The organism is Tepidiforma flava (assembly GCF_027594505.1).
GTDB lineage: Bacteria > Chloroflexota > Dehalococcoidia > Tepidiformales > Tepidiformaceae > Tepidiforma > Tepidiforma flava.
The window spans coordinates 1,351,644-1,366,354 of record NZ_CP115149.1 but is presented as its reverse complement, the minus strand read 5'-3'; the positions used below and the strand labels follow the sequence as shown (position 1 = coordinate 1,366,354).

13 protein-coding genes, 1 tRNA gene and 5 pseudogenes are annotated in these 14,711 nt (G+C 71.7%); 6 read left to right on the top strand and 13 right to left on the bottom strand.

Features of this window, described 5'->3' with window-relative positions; genetic code table 11:
- Positions 1-57: 57 nt before the first annotated feature.
- From O0235_RS07750 to O0235_RS07740, 3 genes are all read right to left on the bottom strand, one after another.
- Positions 58-930 (bottom strand): lytic transglycosylase domain-containing protein, encoded by an 873-nt coding sequence (locus tag O0235_RS07750; RefSeq protein WP_270057972.1) that lies wholly within the window; start codon positions 928-930, stop codon positions 58-60.
- 59 nt (positions 931-989) lie between these two features.
- A complete protein-coding gene (locus O0235_RS07745) occupies positions 990-1,847 on the bottom strand; it encodes an SDR family NAD(P)-dependent oxidoreductase (RefSeq protein WP_270057971.1) in 858 nt (285 codons plus the stop codon).
- 100 nt (positions 1,848-1,947) lie between these two features.
- A tRNA-Ser gene (locus O0235_RS07740) sits at positions 1,948-2,035 on the bottom strand.
- A 147-nt stretch (positions 2,036-2,182) separates the two neighbouring features.
- Between O0235_RS07740 and O0235_RS07735 the strand changes: the two genes are divergently transcribed.
- On the top strand, positions 2,183-2,644 hold the full coding sequence (locus O0235_RS07735) for a hypothetical protein (protein ID WP_270057970.1): 462 nt from the start codon (positions 2,183-2,185) through the stop codon (positions 2,642-2,644).
- A 39-nt stretch (positions 2,645-2,683) separates the two neighbouring features.
- A complete protein-coding gene (locus tag O0235_RS07730) occupies positions 2,684-3,400 on the top strand; it encodes a haloacid dehalogenase type II (RefSeq protein ID WP_270057969.1) in 717 nt (238 codons plus the stop codon).
- A 355-nt stretch (positions 3,401-3,755) separates the two neighbouring features.
- Here O0235_RS07730 and O0235_RS07725 read toward each other — a convergent pair whose 3' ends face one another.
- From O0235_RS07725 to O0235_RS07715, 3 genes are read right to left on the bottom strand one after another with little or no spacing between them, the layout of a single operon-like run.
- The gene (locus tag O0235_RS07725) at positions 3,756-5,063 is read right to left on the bottom strand and encodes a TolB family protein (protein WP_270057968.1); all 1,308 of its coding nucleotides are present in this window, start codon (positions 5,061-5,063) and stop codon (positions 3,756-3,758) included.
- Between the two features lie 31 nt (positions 5,064-5,094).
- Entirely contained in the window at positions 5,095-5,784 is a 690-nt protein-coding gene (locus tag O0235_RS07720; protein ID WP_270057967.1) for a TIGR03943 family putative permease subunit, read from the bottom strand.
- Positions 5,778-6,638: a permease gene (locus O0235_RS07715; RefSeq protein WP_270057966.1), complete on the bottom strand. Its 861-nt coding sequence runs from the start codon at positions 6,636-6,638 to the stop codon at positions 5,778-5,780. Before O0235_RS07715 ends, O0235_RS07720 begins: the two co-directional genes overlap by 7 nt.
- Before the next feature lie 385 nt (positions 6,639-7,023).
- On the opposite strand from O0235_RS07715, the gene tcuA reads away from it, so the two are divergent.
- The 4 genes and pseudogenes from tcuA to O0235_RS16260 all read left to right on the top strand — a co-directional run bounded on the left by tcuA (position 7,024) and on the right by O0235_RS16260 (position 9,898).
- Positions 7,024-8,454: an FAD-dependent tricarballylate dehydrogenase TcuA gene (gene tcuA, locus O0235_RS07710; protein ID WP_270057965.1), complete on the top strand. Its 1,431-nt coding sequence runs from the start codon at positions 7,024-7,026 to the stop codon at positions 8,452-8,454.
- A 42-nt stretch (positions 8,455-8,496) separates the two neighbouring features.
- On the top strand, positions 8,497-8,766 hold the full coding sequence (locus tag O0235_RS07705; protein WP_270057964.1) for a hypothetical protein: 270 nt from the start codon (positions 8,497-8,499) through the stop codon (positions 8,764-8,766).
- Between the two features lie 53 nt (positions 8,767-8,819).
- A complete protein-coding gene (locus O0235_RS07700) occupies positions 8,820-9,104 on the top strand; it encodes a helix-turn-helix transcriptional regulator (protein WP_270057963.1) in 285 nt (94 codons plus the stop codon).
- Positions 9,105-9,316: 212 nt separating this feature from the next.
- Positions 9,317-9,898, top strand: a pseudogene (locus tag O0235_RS16260) (DUF302 domain-containing protein).
- 23 nt (positions 9,899-9,921) lie between these two features.
- Here the strand turns inward: O0235_RS16260 and O0235_RS16255 are convergent.
- The 7 genes and pseudogenes from O0235_RS16255 to O0235_RS07685 form a co-directional block, all read right to left on the bottom strand.
- Positions 9,922-10,056, bottom strand: a pseudogene (locus O0235_RS16255) (hypothetical protein); the annotation flags it as partial.
- Positions 10,025-10,330 (bottom strand): annotated as a pseudogene (gene ricT / locus O0235_RS16250) (regulatory iron-sulfur-containing complex subunit RicT); the annotation flags it as partial. The pseudogenes O0235_RS16255 and ricT, both read right to left, overlap by 32 nt.
- Before the next feature lie 25 nt (positions 10,331-10,355).
- A complete protein-coding gene (locus O0235_RS07695; RefSeq protein WP_270057962.1) occupies positions 10,356-10,538 on the bottom strand; it encodes a hypothetical protein in 183 nt (60 codons plus the stop codon).
- Positions 10,531-11,019, bottom strand: coding sequence for a hypothetical protein (locus O0235_RS07690; protein ID WP_270057961.1), 489 nt, complete (start codon positions 11,017-11,019; stop codon positions 10,531-10,533). Before O0235_RS07690 ends, O0235_RS07695 begins: the two co-directional genes overlap by 8 nt.
- 40 nt (positions 11,020-11,059) lie before the next feature.
- Positions 11,060-11,497: pseudogene (locus O0235_RS15770) on the bottom strand (DNA polymerase III delta subunit-related protein); the annotation flags it as partial.
- Positions 11,498-13,702: 2,205 nt separating this feature from the next.
- A pseudogene (locus O0235_RS15765) lies at positions 13,703-13,873 on the bottom strand (hypothetical protein); the annotation flags it as partial.
- A 264-nt stretch (positions 13,874-14,137) separates the two neighbouring features.
- The gene (locus tag O0235_RS07685) at positions 14,138-14,668 is read right to left on the bottom strand and encodes a hypothetical protein (RefSeq protein WP_270057960.1); all 531 of its coding nucleotides are present in this window, start codon (positions 14,666-14,668) and stop codon (positions 14,138-14,140) included.
- Between the last annotated feature and the right edge of the window lie 43 nt (positions 14,669-14,711).

Here is a 14,711-nt window from a genome sequence, read left to right as displayed (position 1 = left end):
CCAACCTCCAACCTCCAACCTTCAACCTTCAACCTTCAACCTTCAACCTCCAACCTCCTAGTCGAAGCCGGCGGCGATGGCGAGGACGTTGGCGATGTACTGTTCGGTCTCGGCGAAGATGCCGAACTGTTCGATGCTCCACCAGCCCTGGTAGTAGAAGGCGAGCGCGGTTTCGACGTCGTAGCCGGCCTGCCAGAGCATGTGGGCGAAGATGGCGGTGCCGAGCCGGATGTTGTCGGCGGGGTCGGTGCGCCAGTTCACGGCACCGGGCGCGAGGTACTCGAGCCCCCATTCGGCGGTTGCGGGCATGATCTGCATGATCCCGACGGCGCCGGCGGGGCTGACCATCGCCTGGTTCCAGCCGCTTTCGAGCCAGGCGAGCCCGAGGAGGAGGGGCGGCCAGATGCCGTACTCCGCCGCGGCCTGCCGGAGCAGGGCTTCGACCGCGGGCCGCGTCCAGCTCGCCGCCGCCGGGGCGCGGTCCGGCACGGGCAGCGTGAGCAGTTGACCGGCGAAGATGCGGTCGCGGTCGTCGATGCCGTTCGCCTCGGCGATGGCGTGGACGGTGGTCCCGTGGGCGAGCGCGATCGAGGAGAGCGTATCGCCGGGCTGGACGAGGTAGAGCCGTTCGCGCGGCGGGGCGACGGCGCCCCCGGGCGGCGGGACGGCGGGCGATGATTCGGCGATGGTGAGCACCTGGCCGGCGAAGATGAGGTCCGGGTTGGCGATGCCGTTGGCGGCGGCGAGCCGGTCGAGGTCGACGCCGTGGCGGAGGGCGATCGCGGAGAGCGTATCGCCGGGCTGGACTTCGTAGGTGAGGGCGTGGGCGAACGCGGCGGGCGCCGCGGCGACCGCCGCCAGCGCGCCGAGGAGGGCGCGGCGGAGGATGCGCGGCCGGTTCGCCGCCGCCTGCGGGGTGAGCGGCAGCATAGGGCGTTGATATTCGCCCAATCGTTATGACGAACGCAAGGGGTGCGCGGCCGGCGCCTTTACCGGAGTGGGCCGGTCGGCACGGGATTCGCGCGGTCGAGGACGCCCTGGAAGCGCTGCTGGACAGCCTGCCAGATGTACTCCTGCATCGGGAAGATGTAGAAGGTGTCGTTCTTGATGGCGTCGACGACCTGGGCGGCGACTTCGGCCGGGGGGAAGCCCTGGCGGAGGAGCTGCTCGACCATCGCGCGGCCCTGCTGCACCTCCGCGGGGAGCTGCGAGCGGTCGCGGGCGGGGCCGAACTCGGCGGGGCGGTTCCGCTCGGCGTCGAGGATGTTCGTGTTCACCCATCCGGGGCAGAGGACGGAGGCGGAGAGCGGCAGGTTCATGAGTTTGAACTGCTTGTAGAGGCCTTCGGTGAGGCAGACGACGGCGTGCTTCGAAATCGAGTAGGCATCGGCGCCGGTGAGCAGGCCGGCGGCGGAAGCGGTGTTCACGATGTGGCCTTCTTCGCCGCCGGCGATCATGCGGGGGACGAAGGCGCGGATGCCGCGGAGGACGCCGTGGAAGTTGACGCCGAAGACCCAGTCGAAGTCCGCCTGCGGGGCTTCCCAGATGGGGAGGCCGGCGCCGCCGGAGACGCCGGCGTTGTTGCAGAGGATGTGGACGGCGCCGAAGGTGCGGTAGGCGGCCTCGGCGAGGGCTTCGACATCGCTGTCGGACAGGACGCTGGCGCGGACCGCGAGGGTGCGGGCGCCTTTGTCGCGGAGGCCGGCCTCGGCGATGGCGAGCGGCTCGGCTTCGATGTCGGCGAGGACGACGGCGGCCCCTTCTTCGGCGAAACGGGTGGCGAGCGCGAGACCGATGCCGCTCGCGGCGCCGGTGACGACGGCGACTTTGCCCTCGAGGCTCTGCATGGGCGAATCTCCTTCGGGTTTGGCGAAGGACTCTACGGGAGGCGTGCGGGGGCGGCAAGGCGGCGGGGAAGGGACGGGGCGGGAAGGGGGAGATATGACGTGGCGGAGAGGGTGGGATTCGAACCCACGGTACCTTGCGGTACACACGCTTTCCAGGCGTGCCTGATCGTCCACTCCAGCACCTCTCCGCGCGGGCAGGCGGTGGACCCGGCCTTTGATGGTAACAGGTTGCGGCGTGTGCGCCTCGCGTGCGGAGCGGCCTGCGGGGTTCGCCGGCGGTTTACGCGGGGGTTACCCGCTGGTCATTTGCGCCGGGAGCAGGCATGATGCGGAGCATGGCAGGAAAAGCCCCGCTCCTGCTGGCCGCGTTCCTGTTCGGGATCGGCGCGAGCGGCCTCTTCCTCCTCACGTTCGGAGAGCGGGCGGCGTGGGGCCCGTTCCAGCCCCGGGTCGCAGCGCCGCCGCCGCAGCGGGTGATCGTCATCGACGCCGGCACGCCGTTCAGCCCGCCCGCACTCGAGGAGCTGTTCACGAGCGGATTCGGCAGCCGGGCCGAGGCGCTGGCCGCGGCTTCGCCAGCTGCGGCGCCCGGGAGCGGGAGCGATGCTTCGGCAGCAGCCCAGCCGACGGCGACGCCGACGCCGATCCCGCCCATCCGCATCCACGGGGTGGCTGCCGATGACGGCGTCTCGGCGGCCGGCGCGACGCCGACGCCTCCGCCGCCGGTGCGCATCATCAACGTGGCTTCGGGCGCGGGCGAGGAGGTGACCCCCGGGCCCGGCGACGGCGGCGAATAACTGCGCCGGCGAGAGCGCCGCCGCGGTACACTGCGCCGCATGGCCCTCGAGAACGTCCGCGCGCTCGTCTTCGATGTCTTCGGGACGGTGGTCGACTGGCGCTCGTCGGTGATGCGCGAGCTCGCAGCCGCCGGCGCCCGCCACGGCGTGGAGGCGGACTGGGGCGCGTTCGCCGACGCGTGGCGGTACGAGGGGTACCTCGGCGGCATCGCGAAGGTGAACCGCGGCGAGTGGCCGTTCATGACGACGGACGAGCTGCACCGGCGGAAACTCGAGGAGCTGCTGCCGCAGTACGGGCTCGGCGGGCTTTCGGCGGAAGAGCGGGAGGACCTGAACCGGGCGTGGCACCGGCTGGACCCGTGGCCGGACAGCGTGCCGGGCCTCTGGCGGCTGAAGCAGCGGTTCGTGATTTCGACGCTCTCGAACGGGAACGTGGCGCTGCTGGTGGCGATGGCGAAGCGCGCCGGCCTGCCGTGGGACTGCGTGCTGGGGGCGGACGTGCTGGGGGCCTTCAAGCCGAAGCCGGAAGCGTACCTCGCGGGGGCGCGGGTGCTCGGGCTCGAACCGGGGCAGGTGATGCTGGTGGCGGCGCACAAGGTGGACCTGCGGGCGGCGCAGGCGGCAGGCCTGCGGGCGGCGTTCATCCCGCGGCCGAAGGAGGCCGGCCCCAACGTGCAGCCGGACCTCGCGCCGGACCCGGCGTTCGATATCAACGCGGCGGACTTCCTCGAGCTCGCGCGGATGCTGGGGGTGTAGGAAGGAGGAGGGAGAAGGGGAGAGAGGGAGAAAGGGAGAAGGGGAGAGGGGGAGAAGGGGAGAGGGGGAGAAGGGGAGAAGGGGAGAGGGGGAGAAGGGGAACGCGGAGGCGGGAACCGGGAAGTGGCGTGACCTCCAACCGTAGTCGCGGGGCTCCGTCCCCGCGGGGCGCCATGCGCCCAACGGATGTCCCGGGGTCCGGGAGGCGGGAGGCGGGAGGCGGGAGGCGGGAGGCGGGAGGCGGGAGGCGGGAGGCGGGAGGGAGTGTGCGCCGGAGCGCGCAGCAGTCAACCTTCAACCTCCAACCTTCAACCTCCAACCGGGGCGGCGAGGCGAGGGGAGGGCCCGGGACGGGCTACGGGAGCCAGCGGGGGACGTCGCCGCCGGCCGGGAGCGGGGTCCGCTGGCCGGTTTCGAGGTCGAGGACGATCGTGGTGAACTGCTGGGCGGTCTGCACCGTGTAGACGATGGCGCGGCCGCCGGGGGCGAGGTCCCAGTGGAGGACGAGGTCGGTGCCGGCGGCGAGGGCGATGGCGCGCACCTGCCGCCCATCGCGGACTGATTCGAACACGAGGTCGGTGCCGGTGCGCTGGGGGCCGATGACGCGGCGGAGAGTGGCGACGACGTCGCTGTCGATGAAGCGGGGCGCGGAGCGGATTTCGCCCTCGCGGCCGAGGGTGAGGTCGACGGCGCCGTCGAGGCTCACGACGCGGACGGGCTGGGGCGGGAGGGCGCCGCTGGCCGAGCGCGGCACGCTTTCGAAGGCGACGATGCGGGAATCGGGCGACCACGCCGCCGCGCCGCCGCGCGGCTGGCCGAGGTCGCGCCGCTCGCCGGTGGCGAGATTGACGACGATGAGCCGGGCATCGCTCGGCGAAACGTAGGCGAGGTGCTGGCCATCGGGCGACCAGCCGGGGTAGAGCGAGGGCAGCCCGTCGGGGTCGAGCGTGGTGACGAATTCGCCGCTGAGGCGGACGAGCCATGCGCGCGGCACGCCTTCGCCCCCGCCGGGCAGCTCATCGCGGCGGACGACGGCGAGGGTGGCGCCATCGGGCGACCAGGCGACGCCGCCGATGTTGATGGCGGGGTCGAAGACGAGCGACCGGCCGGCGCCGTCGCTGACCTGCACGAGCGCGAGGCTGCCGCGGCCGCCGGCATCGGCGGCGACGACAGCGACCTGTGCGCCATCCGGCGAAACGGCGTAGTCGATGATGCGGGGCGCGCGGGCGAGGATGCGCGGCTCCTGGCCATCGCGGAGTTCGACGAGCCGCTCTTCGGCCCGGCCGGGGGCGACCTGGATGACGGCGACGCCGGGTTCGCGGACGGCGAAGCGGTGTTCGAACGGCTCGCGCAGGGGTTCGCCGGCGCGCCCGAGGCTGCCGGGGGCGAGCCGGACGGTGTACTGCCCGGGTTCGAGGACGGCGCCGGGCAGGAAGACGAGCGTCCGGCCGCGCCAGCGGATGGCGCCTTCGAGGGGCGGCTCGAAGCTGAGCGCGGCCTCGACGGCCTCGCGGGAGGGTTCGCGGTCGAAGGTGAGGGTGATTTCGCGCAGGGTGACGGGCGCGGGGACGGCGGCGTCGGGCTGGGCGAGGACGACGGCGATGCGGCGCTGGTCGCCGAGGAGGAATACGGCGGCGAGCGCGCCGAGGACGATGGCCGTCACGGCGCCGAGGGCAGCGAGGGCGGGGCGTTCGTCACGGATAAATGTACGGATTTTGCGGCGCCTCGATGGGAGTTACGCTGGCGGCGAGCACGACCGGCTCGCCATCGGGGTCGATGCCGACGCGGCCTTCGACGCGGACCCACTGGTCGTTCGCGAGCGCGCTGGCCTCCTTCCAGGCGACGGGCAGGGTGAACCCCTGCGCATCGGCGATGCAGCAGGCGACGACGAAGCGGGCGACGCGGAGGCGGTCGGGCGGGTCGCTGTCTTTGCGGAAGACGAAGCCGATGACGTCGACCGGCTGGCCGGCGATGGCGGCCGGGTCGGCGGTTTCGAATTCGTAGGCCCACTGGTAGATGTTGCGGCGGGCCGGGTCGGCGGCGCTGGCGGAGGCGCCGAACTGGCGGGCGGCCGTCGCCGCGAGGTCGAGGTTCGTCGAGGCGAGCGGGCGGGGGGTGTAGACGGCGCCGAGCACGAGCGGGAGACCGATGAAGGCCGCGGCGAGGGCACCGGCGGCGGTGGGACGGGCGCCGTCGCGCCGGCCGCGCCGGAGGGCATCGGCGAGGGTCCACGCCCCGAGCAGGAGGAGGCCGGCGGCGGTGGCCCAGAGCACGGGGACGTACCAGCCCTGGACGAGGTTGCGGACGCTGCCGTCGGCGAGCCGCCAGGCGATGAGGAGGCCGAGGGCCGCCGCCGCGCCGCCGAAGGCGAGCCGCCTCACCATGCCCGCAGCTCCGCGATGGCAGCGCCAGCGAAGGCGACCTGCGCGCAAATGACGACCAGCAGGACGACGGCCGGGCCGGAGAAGAGGCGCAGGTACATCGGGATCGATTTCAGGTTGACGAGCGGGCCGAAGACGAGGAAGCCGAGCGCCGGTCCGAGCCCGATCGCGCCGCCCAGGCCGGCGACCACGAAGGCATCGACGCTCGAGCAGATGCTGAGGAGGAAGGCGAGGAACATCATCGCGGCGATGGAGAGGAAGACGCCGCGGGCGGAGAGGAACTCCTCCTGGTCGGCGAAGACCTGGATGGCGGCGGCGAGGGCGGCGCCGACGACGAGGAACTGGAAGAGCTCGAAAAACTCTTCCAGGATGCGCGGCGCCCAGGTCCCGGGGCCGGACGCCGCATGGCCTTCGCCGCCGGGTTCTCCGGGCGCGGCCTCGAGCGGCAGGGCGATATCGCGCCGCAGTCGGGAGACGACGATGGCGACCGCCACGGCGGCGAGGACCGTCAGCAGCAGGCGGAGGATGACGAGCTCGGCGCTGCGGAAGGCGAGCCAGGTGGTAACGATGACGATCGGGTTGATGACCGGGGCGGCGACGAGGAAGGCGAGGGCGAATTCGCGGCGGCCGGCGAGCGCGAGCCGGTGGGCGAGCGGCCGGTTGCCGCAATCGCACATGGGGAGGACGAGGCCGGCCGAGGCGCCGGCCGCCACAGCGGCGGCGGGGTTGCGGAGCGCGGCCGTCGCGAGGACGCGCTCGACGAGCGGCCCGGCGACGACGGAGATGACGACGCCAGCGAGGAGGAAGGGGGTGGCCTCGAAGAGGAGCGCGAGGAAGATGTTGGCGAAGTCGCTCACGGGGACATGGTAGCGGGAAGCGGGAACCGGGAAGCGGGAGGAGGGAGGAGGGAGGAGGGAGGAGGGAGCAGGGAGGGAGAATAACCTCCAACCTCTAACCTCCAACCTCTAACCTCCAACCTCTAACCTCCAACCTCTAACCTCTAACCTCCAACCTCTAACCTCCAACCTCTAACCTCCAACCTCTAACCTCCAACCTCTAACCTCCAACCTCTAACCTCCAACCTCTAACCTCCAACCTCTAACCTCCAACCTCTAACCTCCAACCTCTAACCTCCAACCTCCAACCTCCAACCTCCAACCTCTAACCTCCAACCTCTAACCTCCAACCTCCAACCTCCCCGCCCCCTTGGCGCGCTTCGCCGCCTGGGCTAGAGTCCGCGGCATGCCGACGGCTGCGGGTTCGCCGGGGGCGGCTGCAACCTACGAGACCGACGTGCTGGTGGTCGGCGGGGGCATCGCGGGCCTCTCGGCGGCGCTCGCCGCGCGGCAGGCGGGCGCGCGGGTGATCCTCATCGAGAAGGCGCCGCGGGAGCACCGCGGCGGCAACACCCGCTTCGCGGATGCGCAGATGCGGTTCCCCCATGAGCCGGACGAGTTCGGACACCGCGGCTACACGGCCGACGAGATGTTCGACGACCTGATGCGGATTTCGCGCGGCCGGGCGAACCCTGAGCTGGTGCGGACGCTCTGCGAGAACGCAGCGGATGCGGCGGAGTGGCTGACGGGCTTCGGGCTGGAGTGGGAGCCGGGCTACCCGCACACGGCGGGCTACCGGCGGAGTCCGAAGGCCGGCGGGCAGGGGCTGATCGACCTGCTCTACCGGCGGCTGGACGGGCTCGGCGGCATCGTCAGCTACGAAACGGCGGCGCTCGACCTGCTGCTGCACCCCTCGGGCGCCGTCGCGGGCGTGCGCGCGCGGGGTCCGGAGGGCGTCATCGACCTGGAAGCGCGGGGCGGGACGGTGCTGGCCTGCGGCGGCTTCCAAGCGAACGTGGAGATGCGGGTGCGGTACCTGGGCCGCTTCGCCGACGGGCTCATCCTCCGCGGGAGCCGGTACAACACGGGCGAAGGGCTGCTGATGGCGATCGCGGCCGGGGCGCGGCCGGCCGGGCAGTGGGGCGATTACCACTCGGCGGTCCTCGATGCGCGCTCGCCCCGCATCGAATGCGGCGTCACGGCGCTCTACAACTACCAGATGGGCATCTTTGTCGACCGCGAGGGCCGGCGGTTCCTCGACGAGGGCGAGGATTTCCGCGACCACACGTACGTGAAGTTTTCGAAACAGATCGTGGAGCAGGCGGGCGGCGAGGCGTGGTGCATCTTCGACCAGAAGGCGTACGGCCGGGAGGAGTTCGCCCGCGCGTGGCGGCCGGTGGGCCCGCCGCTCGAATCGCCGACGCTGGAAGGGCTGGCCCGGCAGATGGGCGTGCCGGCGGAGAACTTCCTCGAGACGGTGGCGGCCTTCAACGCGGCGGTGCAGCCCGGCGAGTACGACCTCGACCGGCTGGACGGGAAGCGGACGGCCGGCATTTGGCCGCCGAAGAGCAATTGGGCGCTGCCGATCGATGCGCCGCCGTACCTCGCCATCCCGGTGACGGGCGGGATCACGTTCACCTTCGGCGGGCTGGCGTGCGACACCTCGGCGCGGGTGCTGGATACGCGGGGCCAGCCGATGCCCGGCCTCTACGCGGCCGGCGAGCCGATGGGCGAGCTCTTCTACTACAACTACCCGGGGGCGTCGTCGGTCATCCGCGGCTGCGTTTTCGGGCGGATTGCGGGCGGGCACGCGGCGGCGCGCGCGGCGGGCAGCTGAGCCGCACCTGTTGCCGCCGGGCAGGCGGCCGATATTCGAAGCATGAAGCACCTGTGGACGTGGGCGTTCTGCGCGCCGGCCCTGCTGCTGGCGGCGGCCTGCCTCGCGGCGGGCTGGCAGGGGGCGTTCGAACCCCCGCTGGCGTGGACGGGCGCGGCGTTCTTCGCCGTCATCGCCGAGGTCGCCTCGCGGCTCGCCCGGCGCGCGCGGCGGCGCGAGCAGAAGAAGCAGGCGGCGATCGAGGCGCTCGCGGCGACGGCCCTCCTGCGCGAACAGCTGCGTTCGGCCCACCAGCACCGCCGCGCGGCCTGAGGAGCGGGGCCGCACCTTTCCTGCGGAGTCCCGGGCGGCTACGCTACGCGGCGATGACGAAGCCGGGGTGGACGTTCCTCACCAACCACGGGCACGTGCTCCTCTGCATCGCGAACGACCCCGGCATCCGGCTGCGCGACGTGGCGGAGCGGGTCGGGATTACGGAGCGGGCGGCGCAGCGGATCGTGGCGGACCTCGTCGAGGCGGGGTACATCACCCGGAAGCGGGTCGGGCGGCGGAACGTCTACGAGATTCACCCGGAGCGGCCGCTGCGCCACCCGGTGGAGCAGGCGCATTCGGTCGGCGAGCTGTTCCGCCTGATCGAGCCCCGGGAGTAGGGGAAGCGGGAGGCGGGAAGCGGGAAGCGGGAGGCGGGAGAAGGGAGGCGGGAGTAGGGAGGGAGAATAACCTCCAACCTCCAACCTCCAACCTCCAACCTTCAACCTCCAACCTCCAACCTCCAACCTCCAACCTCCAACCTTCAACCTTCAACCTCCCCCCGACGGCCGCGCACCGGCTTCTGCTACGGTAGGAGGAGGAGGTGATTGCGATGACGGCAACGGTCGAACAGCTGGCATTCGGGCTGCGGAAGGAGACGGGCCTGCCGTTCCACCAGGCGGTGGAGGCAGTCCGCGAGGCGCTCAAGGCGCAGGGCTTCGGCGTGCTGACGGAGATCGACGTGCAGGCGACGCTGAAGGCGAAGCTSGGSGCGRRSMTGCSGCGSCKRCSYSRYYYYYGGKKYSKSSRRSCSSSCGSKGRCGMWSCGGSSGKKGMCGSCGCMRSSCRGMSGKCSGSSKSCKGSYSCSGKKYMRYRKSSKGSYKCGMRACMSKSGSCGCGGCAKCKYKKYGSMRRSGWYSGMSSCRKYGGSKKCGATGRGCAKCSKRSRGSRMYSGSWKSTKSSMGRGSKRKSSWMGGCSGCGCGSGMGRMGMTCKWGSYSGMRSKGKCSSMGCKSRMRWMGSWGSYKAGKYSGCGGYCGSCSMCKKCKRKSCGCYGSCYMYSSRSSMSSRGSGKSRCCKSSSSCKKSMSGAKGYTGRSYGSSMCKMSKKWGMMKYSGCMGSKGRSSSKGCTKCAGCSCTGSSCGRKCKKSKGSRGCGKYKYYCGCATTTCGCGGTAGACCTTCTTCTTCGTAGCTGAGACAGCAGAGGAGGCGGCCGCAGAGGCCGGAGATCTTCTGGGGATTGAGCGGGAGCTCCTGCTCGCTTGGCCATGCGGATGGAGATGGAGGGGAAGGTCTCGAGCCAGCTGGCGCAGCAGAGTTCGCGGCCGCAGATGCCGTAGCCGCCGGCAAGGCGGGCGCGGTCGCGGGCGCCCATCTGGTGCATTTCGATTTTGACGTGGAACTGCTGAGCGGCGCGGCGGGCGAATTCGCGGTAATCGAGGCGCTCTTCGCTGGTGAAGGAGAACGTCAGCCGCTTTCCGTCGAGGGTGAAGGAGGCGGCGTCGATGCGGGCGGGAAACCCGGTCTCCTCGCCGAGGCGGCGCGCCTCGGGGAGGAGTTCCTGTGCCCTCCGGTGGAGTTCATCGGCCCGGCGGAGGTCGGCCTCGGTCGCGAGGCGGAGGATCGGCTTGAGCTCGTCGCGGGGGAGCTCATCGACGACGACCTGGTCGGGTGCGATGGACGACGCGCGCGACTTCGGGGCCGCGCACGGTTTCGACGACGACGTATTCGCCCGGTTCGAGGCGAAGGCCGGCCGCGTGGAAATAGAAGATCTTGCCGGCGTTTCGGAAGAGCTCCCGCACGCCGGCGACGCGCGGTAATCGTTCAGGCATGGGCCGGGAGTTCTTCCTCGGTGCTGGAAACCAGTGTACCGCGCGGGAAGCGGAGGAGCATGAGGTCGAACGCGGGGCGGGCCTGGACGCTGGCGAGGAGGTGCTCGCGGACGTCGGCGATGGCGCGGAGGGCTTCGAGGGCGCCGGCGATGGCGGGCCGGTCGCCGCGGGCCGCGGCGGCGCGGAGGCCGGCCTCCCAGTAGGCTTCCCAGCATTCGAGTTCGAAGCGGACGGGCGGCCTGGTCGCCGCGCCAGCGCTCGGCGAGCGGAGCGGGCGTAATCGAAGCGGGCGGGCAGGCCGGCAGCAGCGACCTCGGCGCAGCGTTCGAGGATGCGGCCGCGGGCGCCGAGGAGGTCGGGTTCGGCGACGAAGGCGAGGGCGCGGCCCGGGCGGCCGCGGGCAGCGGCGGCAGCCTCGGCCGCGGCGCGCGGGTTCGACCCCGCGCTGGAGGAGCCCTGCTTCGATTTCGCCGCGGGGCACGGGCCGGACGTCGATGCGGCGGCAGCGTGGAGATGATCGTCTCCAGCAGCCGCTCGGTAAGCGCGGCGGTGAGGAGGCAGAAGACGGTGTGGCCCGGGGGCTCTTCGAGCGTCTTCAGGAGGGCGGGCGCGGCGTAGAGCGCCAGCCGGTCCGCCGGGTCGATGATGATGACGCGGGTGCGGGCTTCGAACGGGTAGCGGGCGACGAGGTCGGTGATGCCGCGGACCTGGCAGATGCGGATGTCGGCGGAGTCGGGGTGGGCCGGGTGGGATTCGCCGTCGCGCGGCTTGCAGAGGGCATCGCCGGGCCCGACGGTGATGACATCGGGATGGGCGCCTTCGGCGATGAGGCGGCAGGGCCGGCAGGCGCCGCACGGCTCGCCCGGGGCTGCCGCGGACGCCGCGGGCGGGAGGTCGTCGCCGAAAAGGGAGGCGCCGGCGGGCGGCGCGGGGTGGAGGGCTTCGCAGTTGAGGAGCATGGCGAGGTAGCGCGCCAGCAGCGCTCTGCCGGTGCTTTCGGGGCCGGCGAAGAGGAGGGCGTGCGGCGGCTCGGGGGAGGCGGCGAGGGCCGCGAGCTCGCGGCGGAGGGCGGCGTGGCCGATGAGCGGCTCCACACTGGCAGCGGTACCGCGGCCGGGTGGCGGGCGGAACCGGCCCCCGCGGACGCGGCAGCGGCGGCCGGCGCGGCAGCCGGGGGCAGCCGGCGAGGTTTGCGCAGAAAGTTCACCATAACTTTTTCAGGGATGATGCGTTGTAAACAGCGAACCCCGCCGAATGTCTTATCGGAGGGTTCCTCCCCGGCAGCGTCCCGCAGGGGATGTCCCGCCCGGCGCGGGCGCTGCTCCCCAGGATGTGCGCGCGGGTCAGCCCGGACCTGCGAGGTGATGCGGTGCGCGGGCGCGGCGGAGCGCCCGGAAGATGCTGCGGCGCGAAAGGCCGAACATGGCGGCGGACGTCATCGATGGGCAGGCCGTCGCCGAGCGCACGGCGTCGGCAATGGCGGCGTCCCGGCTGGAGCGGAGCGATGGCGGCGAGGCCGCCGGGTTCGTCGTACCGGCACTTCGGGAGCGGGCAGCTGAGGCACGACGGCGCGAGATCGCACCCGGTATCGCGGTAGTCGGCGTGTGCTCAGGCAGCGCGTCGCAGCGCGGCGGGGCGGGGAAGCGGCTCCAGACATCTCGGGCCCCTCCTGGGCGAAATCTGTGCCGCCGAGCGTAGAACGGATGTTCGCATCTGCCAATGGCGCGCTGGCGCCCGGCCGCAAGTCGTCAACAGGTGCCGCGGAGTGCCAGGCGGGGCTCCGCGGTGGGCCGCGGATGGGCGAGGTTCGACCCGTGACGACGGGAAGCGAGAAGACGAACCGGCGCCGGCCGCGCCGGGGGCCGCGGGAGCGCTGACCCGCTGGCGGCGGCGTGGAACGTGATCGATGCGCTCTGGCGGGAGGAATGCGAGCGCGCCGCGGGCGCAGGCGATCATCGCGGCGCGAAATGCGGCTGGTGGTGGCGGCGGGGGAGGCGCCGCTCGAGGCCGACCGCGCGGCTGCGGGAATGGCGGAGGTGCTGGGCCTCGCGATGCACGGGCTGCGACGCCGCGGGACGCGGAGGAGGCGGCGCTGGCGGAGGAGCTGTTCGGCCGGCGGTACTGGGAGGAGGGGGATGCCGGCGCTGCCGTCGCCGGCGGGGGATGGCGCGCCGCCCGGCGGCGGAGGTGGAGGTTGAAGGTTGAAGGTTGGAGGTGGGAGGTTGGAGGTGGGAGGTTGGAGGTTGTCCCCGGTTCCCGCCTCCCGTCTCCCGGTTCCCGCCTCCCGGTTCCCGCTTCCCGGGGCGTCCGCTACTCCCCGAGGGGGATGCGGCGGCCTTCCTCCCAGGAGCGGTGGGCGGCATCGACGACGCGCATGTAGGCGACGCCGTCGGTGAAGTTCGTGAGCCGCACGGGCGCCGCCGTCGCGGATGGAGGCGATGAAGTCGGCTTCGACCTGCCAGCCGCGGTCCGTGCCGGGGTCGGGTTCGATGGGATGGCCGTGCGGCTGTCCGAAGGGCACGAGTTCGGCGGTATCGCCCGGGTGCCAGCGGAGGACGGCCTTCGTGCCGCTGGATGGCGATGCCGTTCGCCTCGGCGCCGGCGGCCATCGTGCTCAGGTGGTAGACGATGCGGGCGCCGCGGGCGAGTTCGCCGCTGACGACGTAGGTATCGGGGACGGTGACGGGCGCTGCAGCTGCCCGGTTTCGGGGTCGCGCCGTTCGGCGGGATGAGGATGGCGCCGTCGGCGGTGACGCTGCCGGCGTGGCGGCCGAGCCACCGTTCGATGATTTCGACGTAGATGCCGAACGTCTGCACGTTGCGCCCGGAGTAATCGCGCCGCTTGCCGCCAGTGGAGGGGCGCGTGCGGATCGAGCCCCTGCCCGTTGAGGACGCGGACGGTGACTTCGCGGACTTCGCCGACGGCGCCCTCGGCGATGAGCCGGGTGATGGTCGGCCCGAGCCGGAAATCGAAGGGCGCGGGCACCAGCTGGGCGACGAGTTCGGGATGGCGCTGGCTGGCGGCGAGCATGTCGAGCGCCTCGGGCAGGTCCATCGCCATGCGGGCTTCGCAGAGGACGTGCTTGCCGGCGTCGAGCGCCATGATGGTGTAGTCGCGGATGGCGGTAGGGCCAGGTGCCGATGCAGACGGCGTCGATTTCGGGGTCGCCGCAGAGGGCTTCGGGGGATTCGAAGACGCGCGGGATGCCGAACTGGTCGGCGACGGCGGCGGGAGCTCTCGGGCGTGCGGTTGACGACGCCCACGATCTCCACGCCGGGGATGGCGCCGGAAGCCGGGGATGTGCTGGGCGGCGGTGTTCGCGCCACGCGCCGATGAGGCCGATGTCGGATGGTCATGGGGGGAGTATAGGAGGTGGGAGTTGGGAGTTGGGAGTTGGGAGTTGGGAGTTGGGAGTTGGGAGGTGGGAGGTGGGAGGGAAGCGGACGAGGAGGGAGGAGGGAGACGGGAGACGAGAGACGGGAGACGGGAGACGGGAGAAGGGAGGCNGGAAGCGGGAGGAGGGAGGAGGGAGACGGGAGACGAGAGACGGGAGACGGGAGACGGGAGAAGGGAGGCGGGAGGGAGAATAACCTCCAACCTATAACCTCCAACCTCCAACCTCCAACCTCCAACCTCCAACCTCCAACCTCCAACCTCCAACCTCCAACCTCCAACCTCCAACCTCCAACCTCCAACCTCCAACCTCCAACCTCCAACCTCCAACCTCCAACCTCCAACCTCCAACCTCCAACCTCCAACCTCCAACCTCCAACCTCCAACCTCCAACCTCCAACCTCCAACCTCCAACCTCCAACCTCCAACCTCCAACCTCCAACCTCCAACCTCCAACCTCCAACCTCCAACCTCCAACCTCCAACCTCCAACCTCCAACCTCCAACCTCCAACCTCCAACCTCCAACCTCCAACCTCCAACCTCCAACCTCCAACCTCCAACCTCCAACCTCCAACCTCCAACCTCCAACCTCCAACCTCCAACCTCCAACCTCCAACCTCCAACCTCCAACCTCCAACCTCCAACCTCCAACCTCCAACCTCCAACCTCCAACCTCCAACCTCCAACCTCCAACCTCCAACCTCCAACCTCCAACCTCCGACCTCCAACCTCCAACCTTCAACCTCCAACCTCCAACCTCCAACCTCCAACCTCCCCC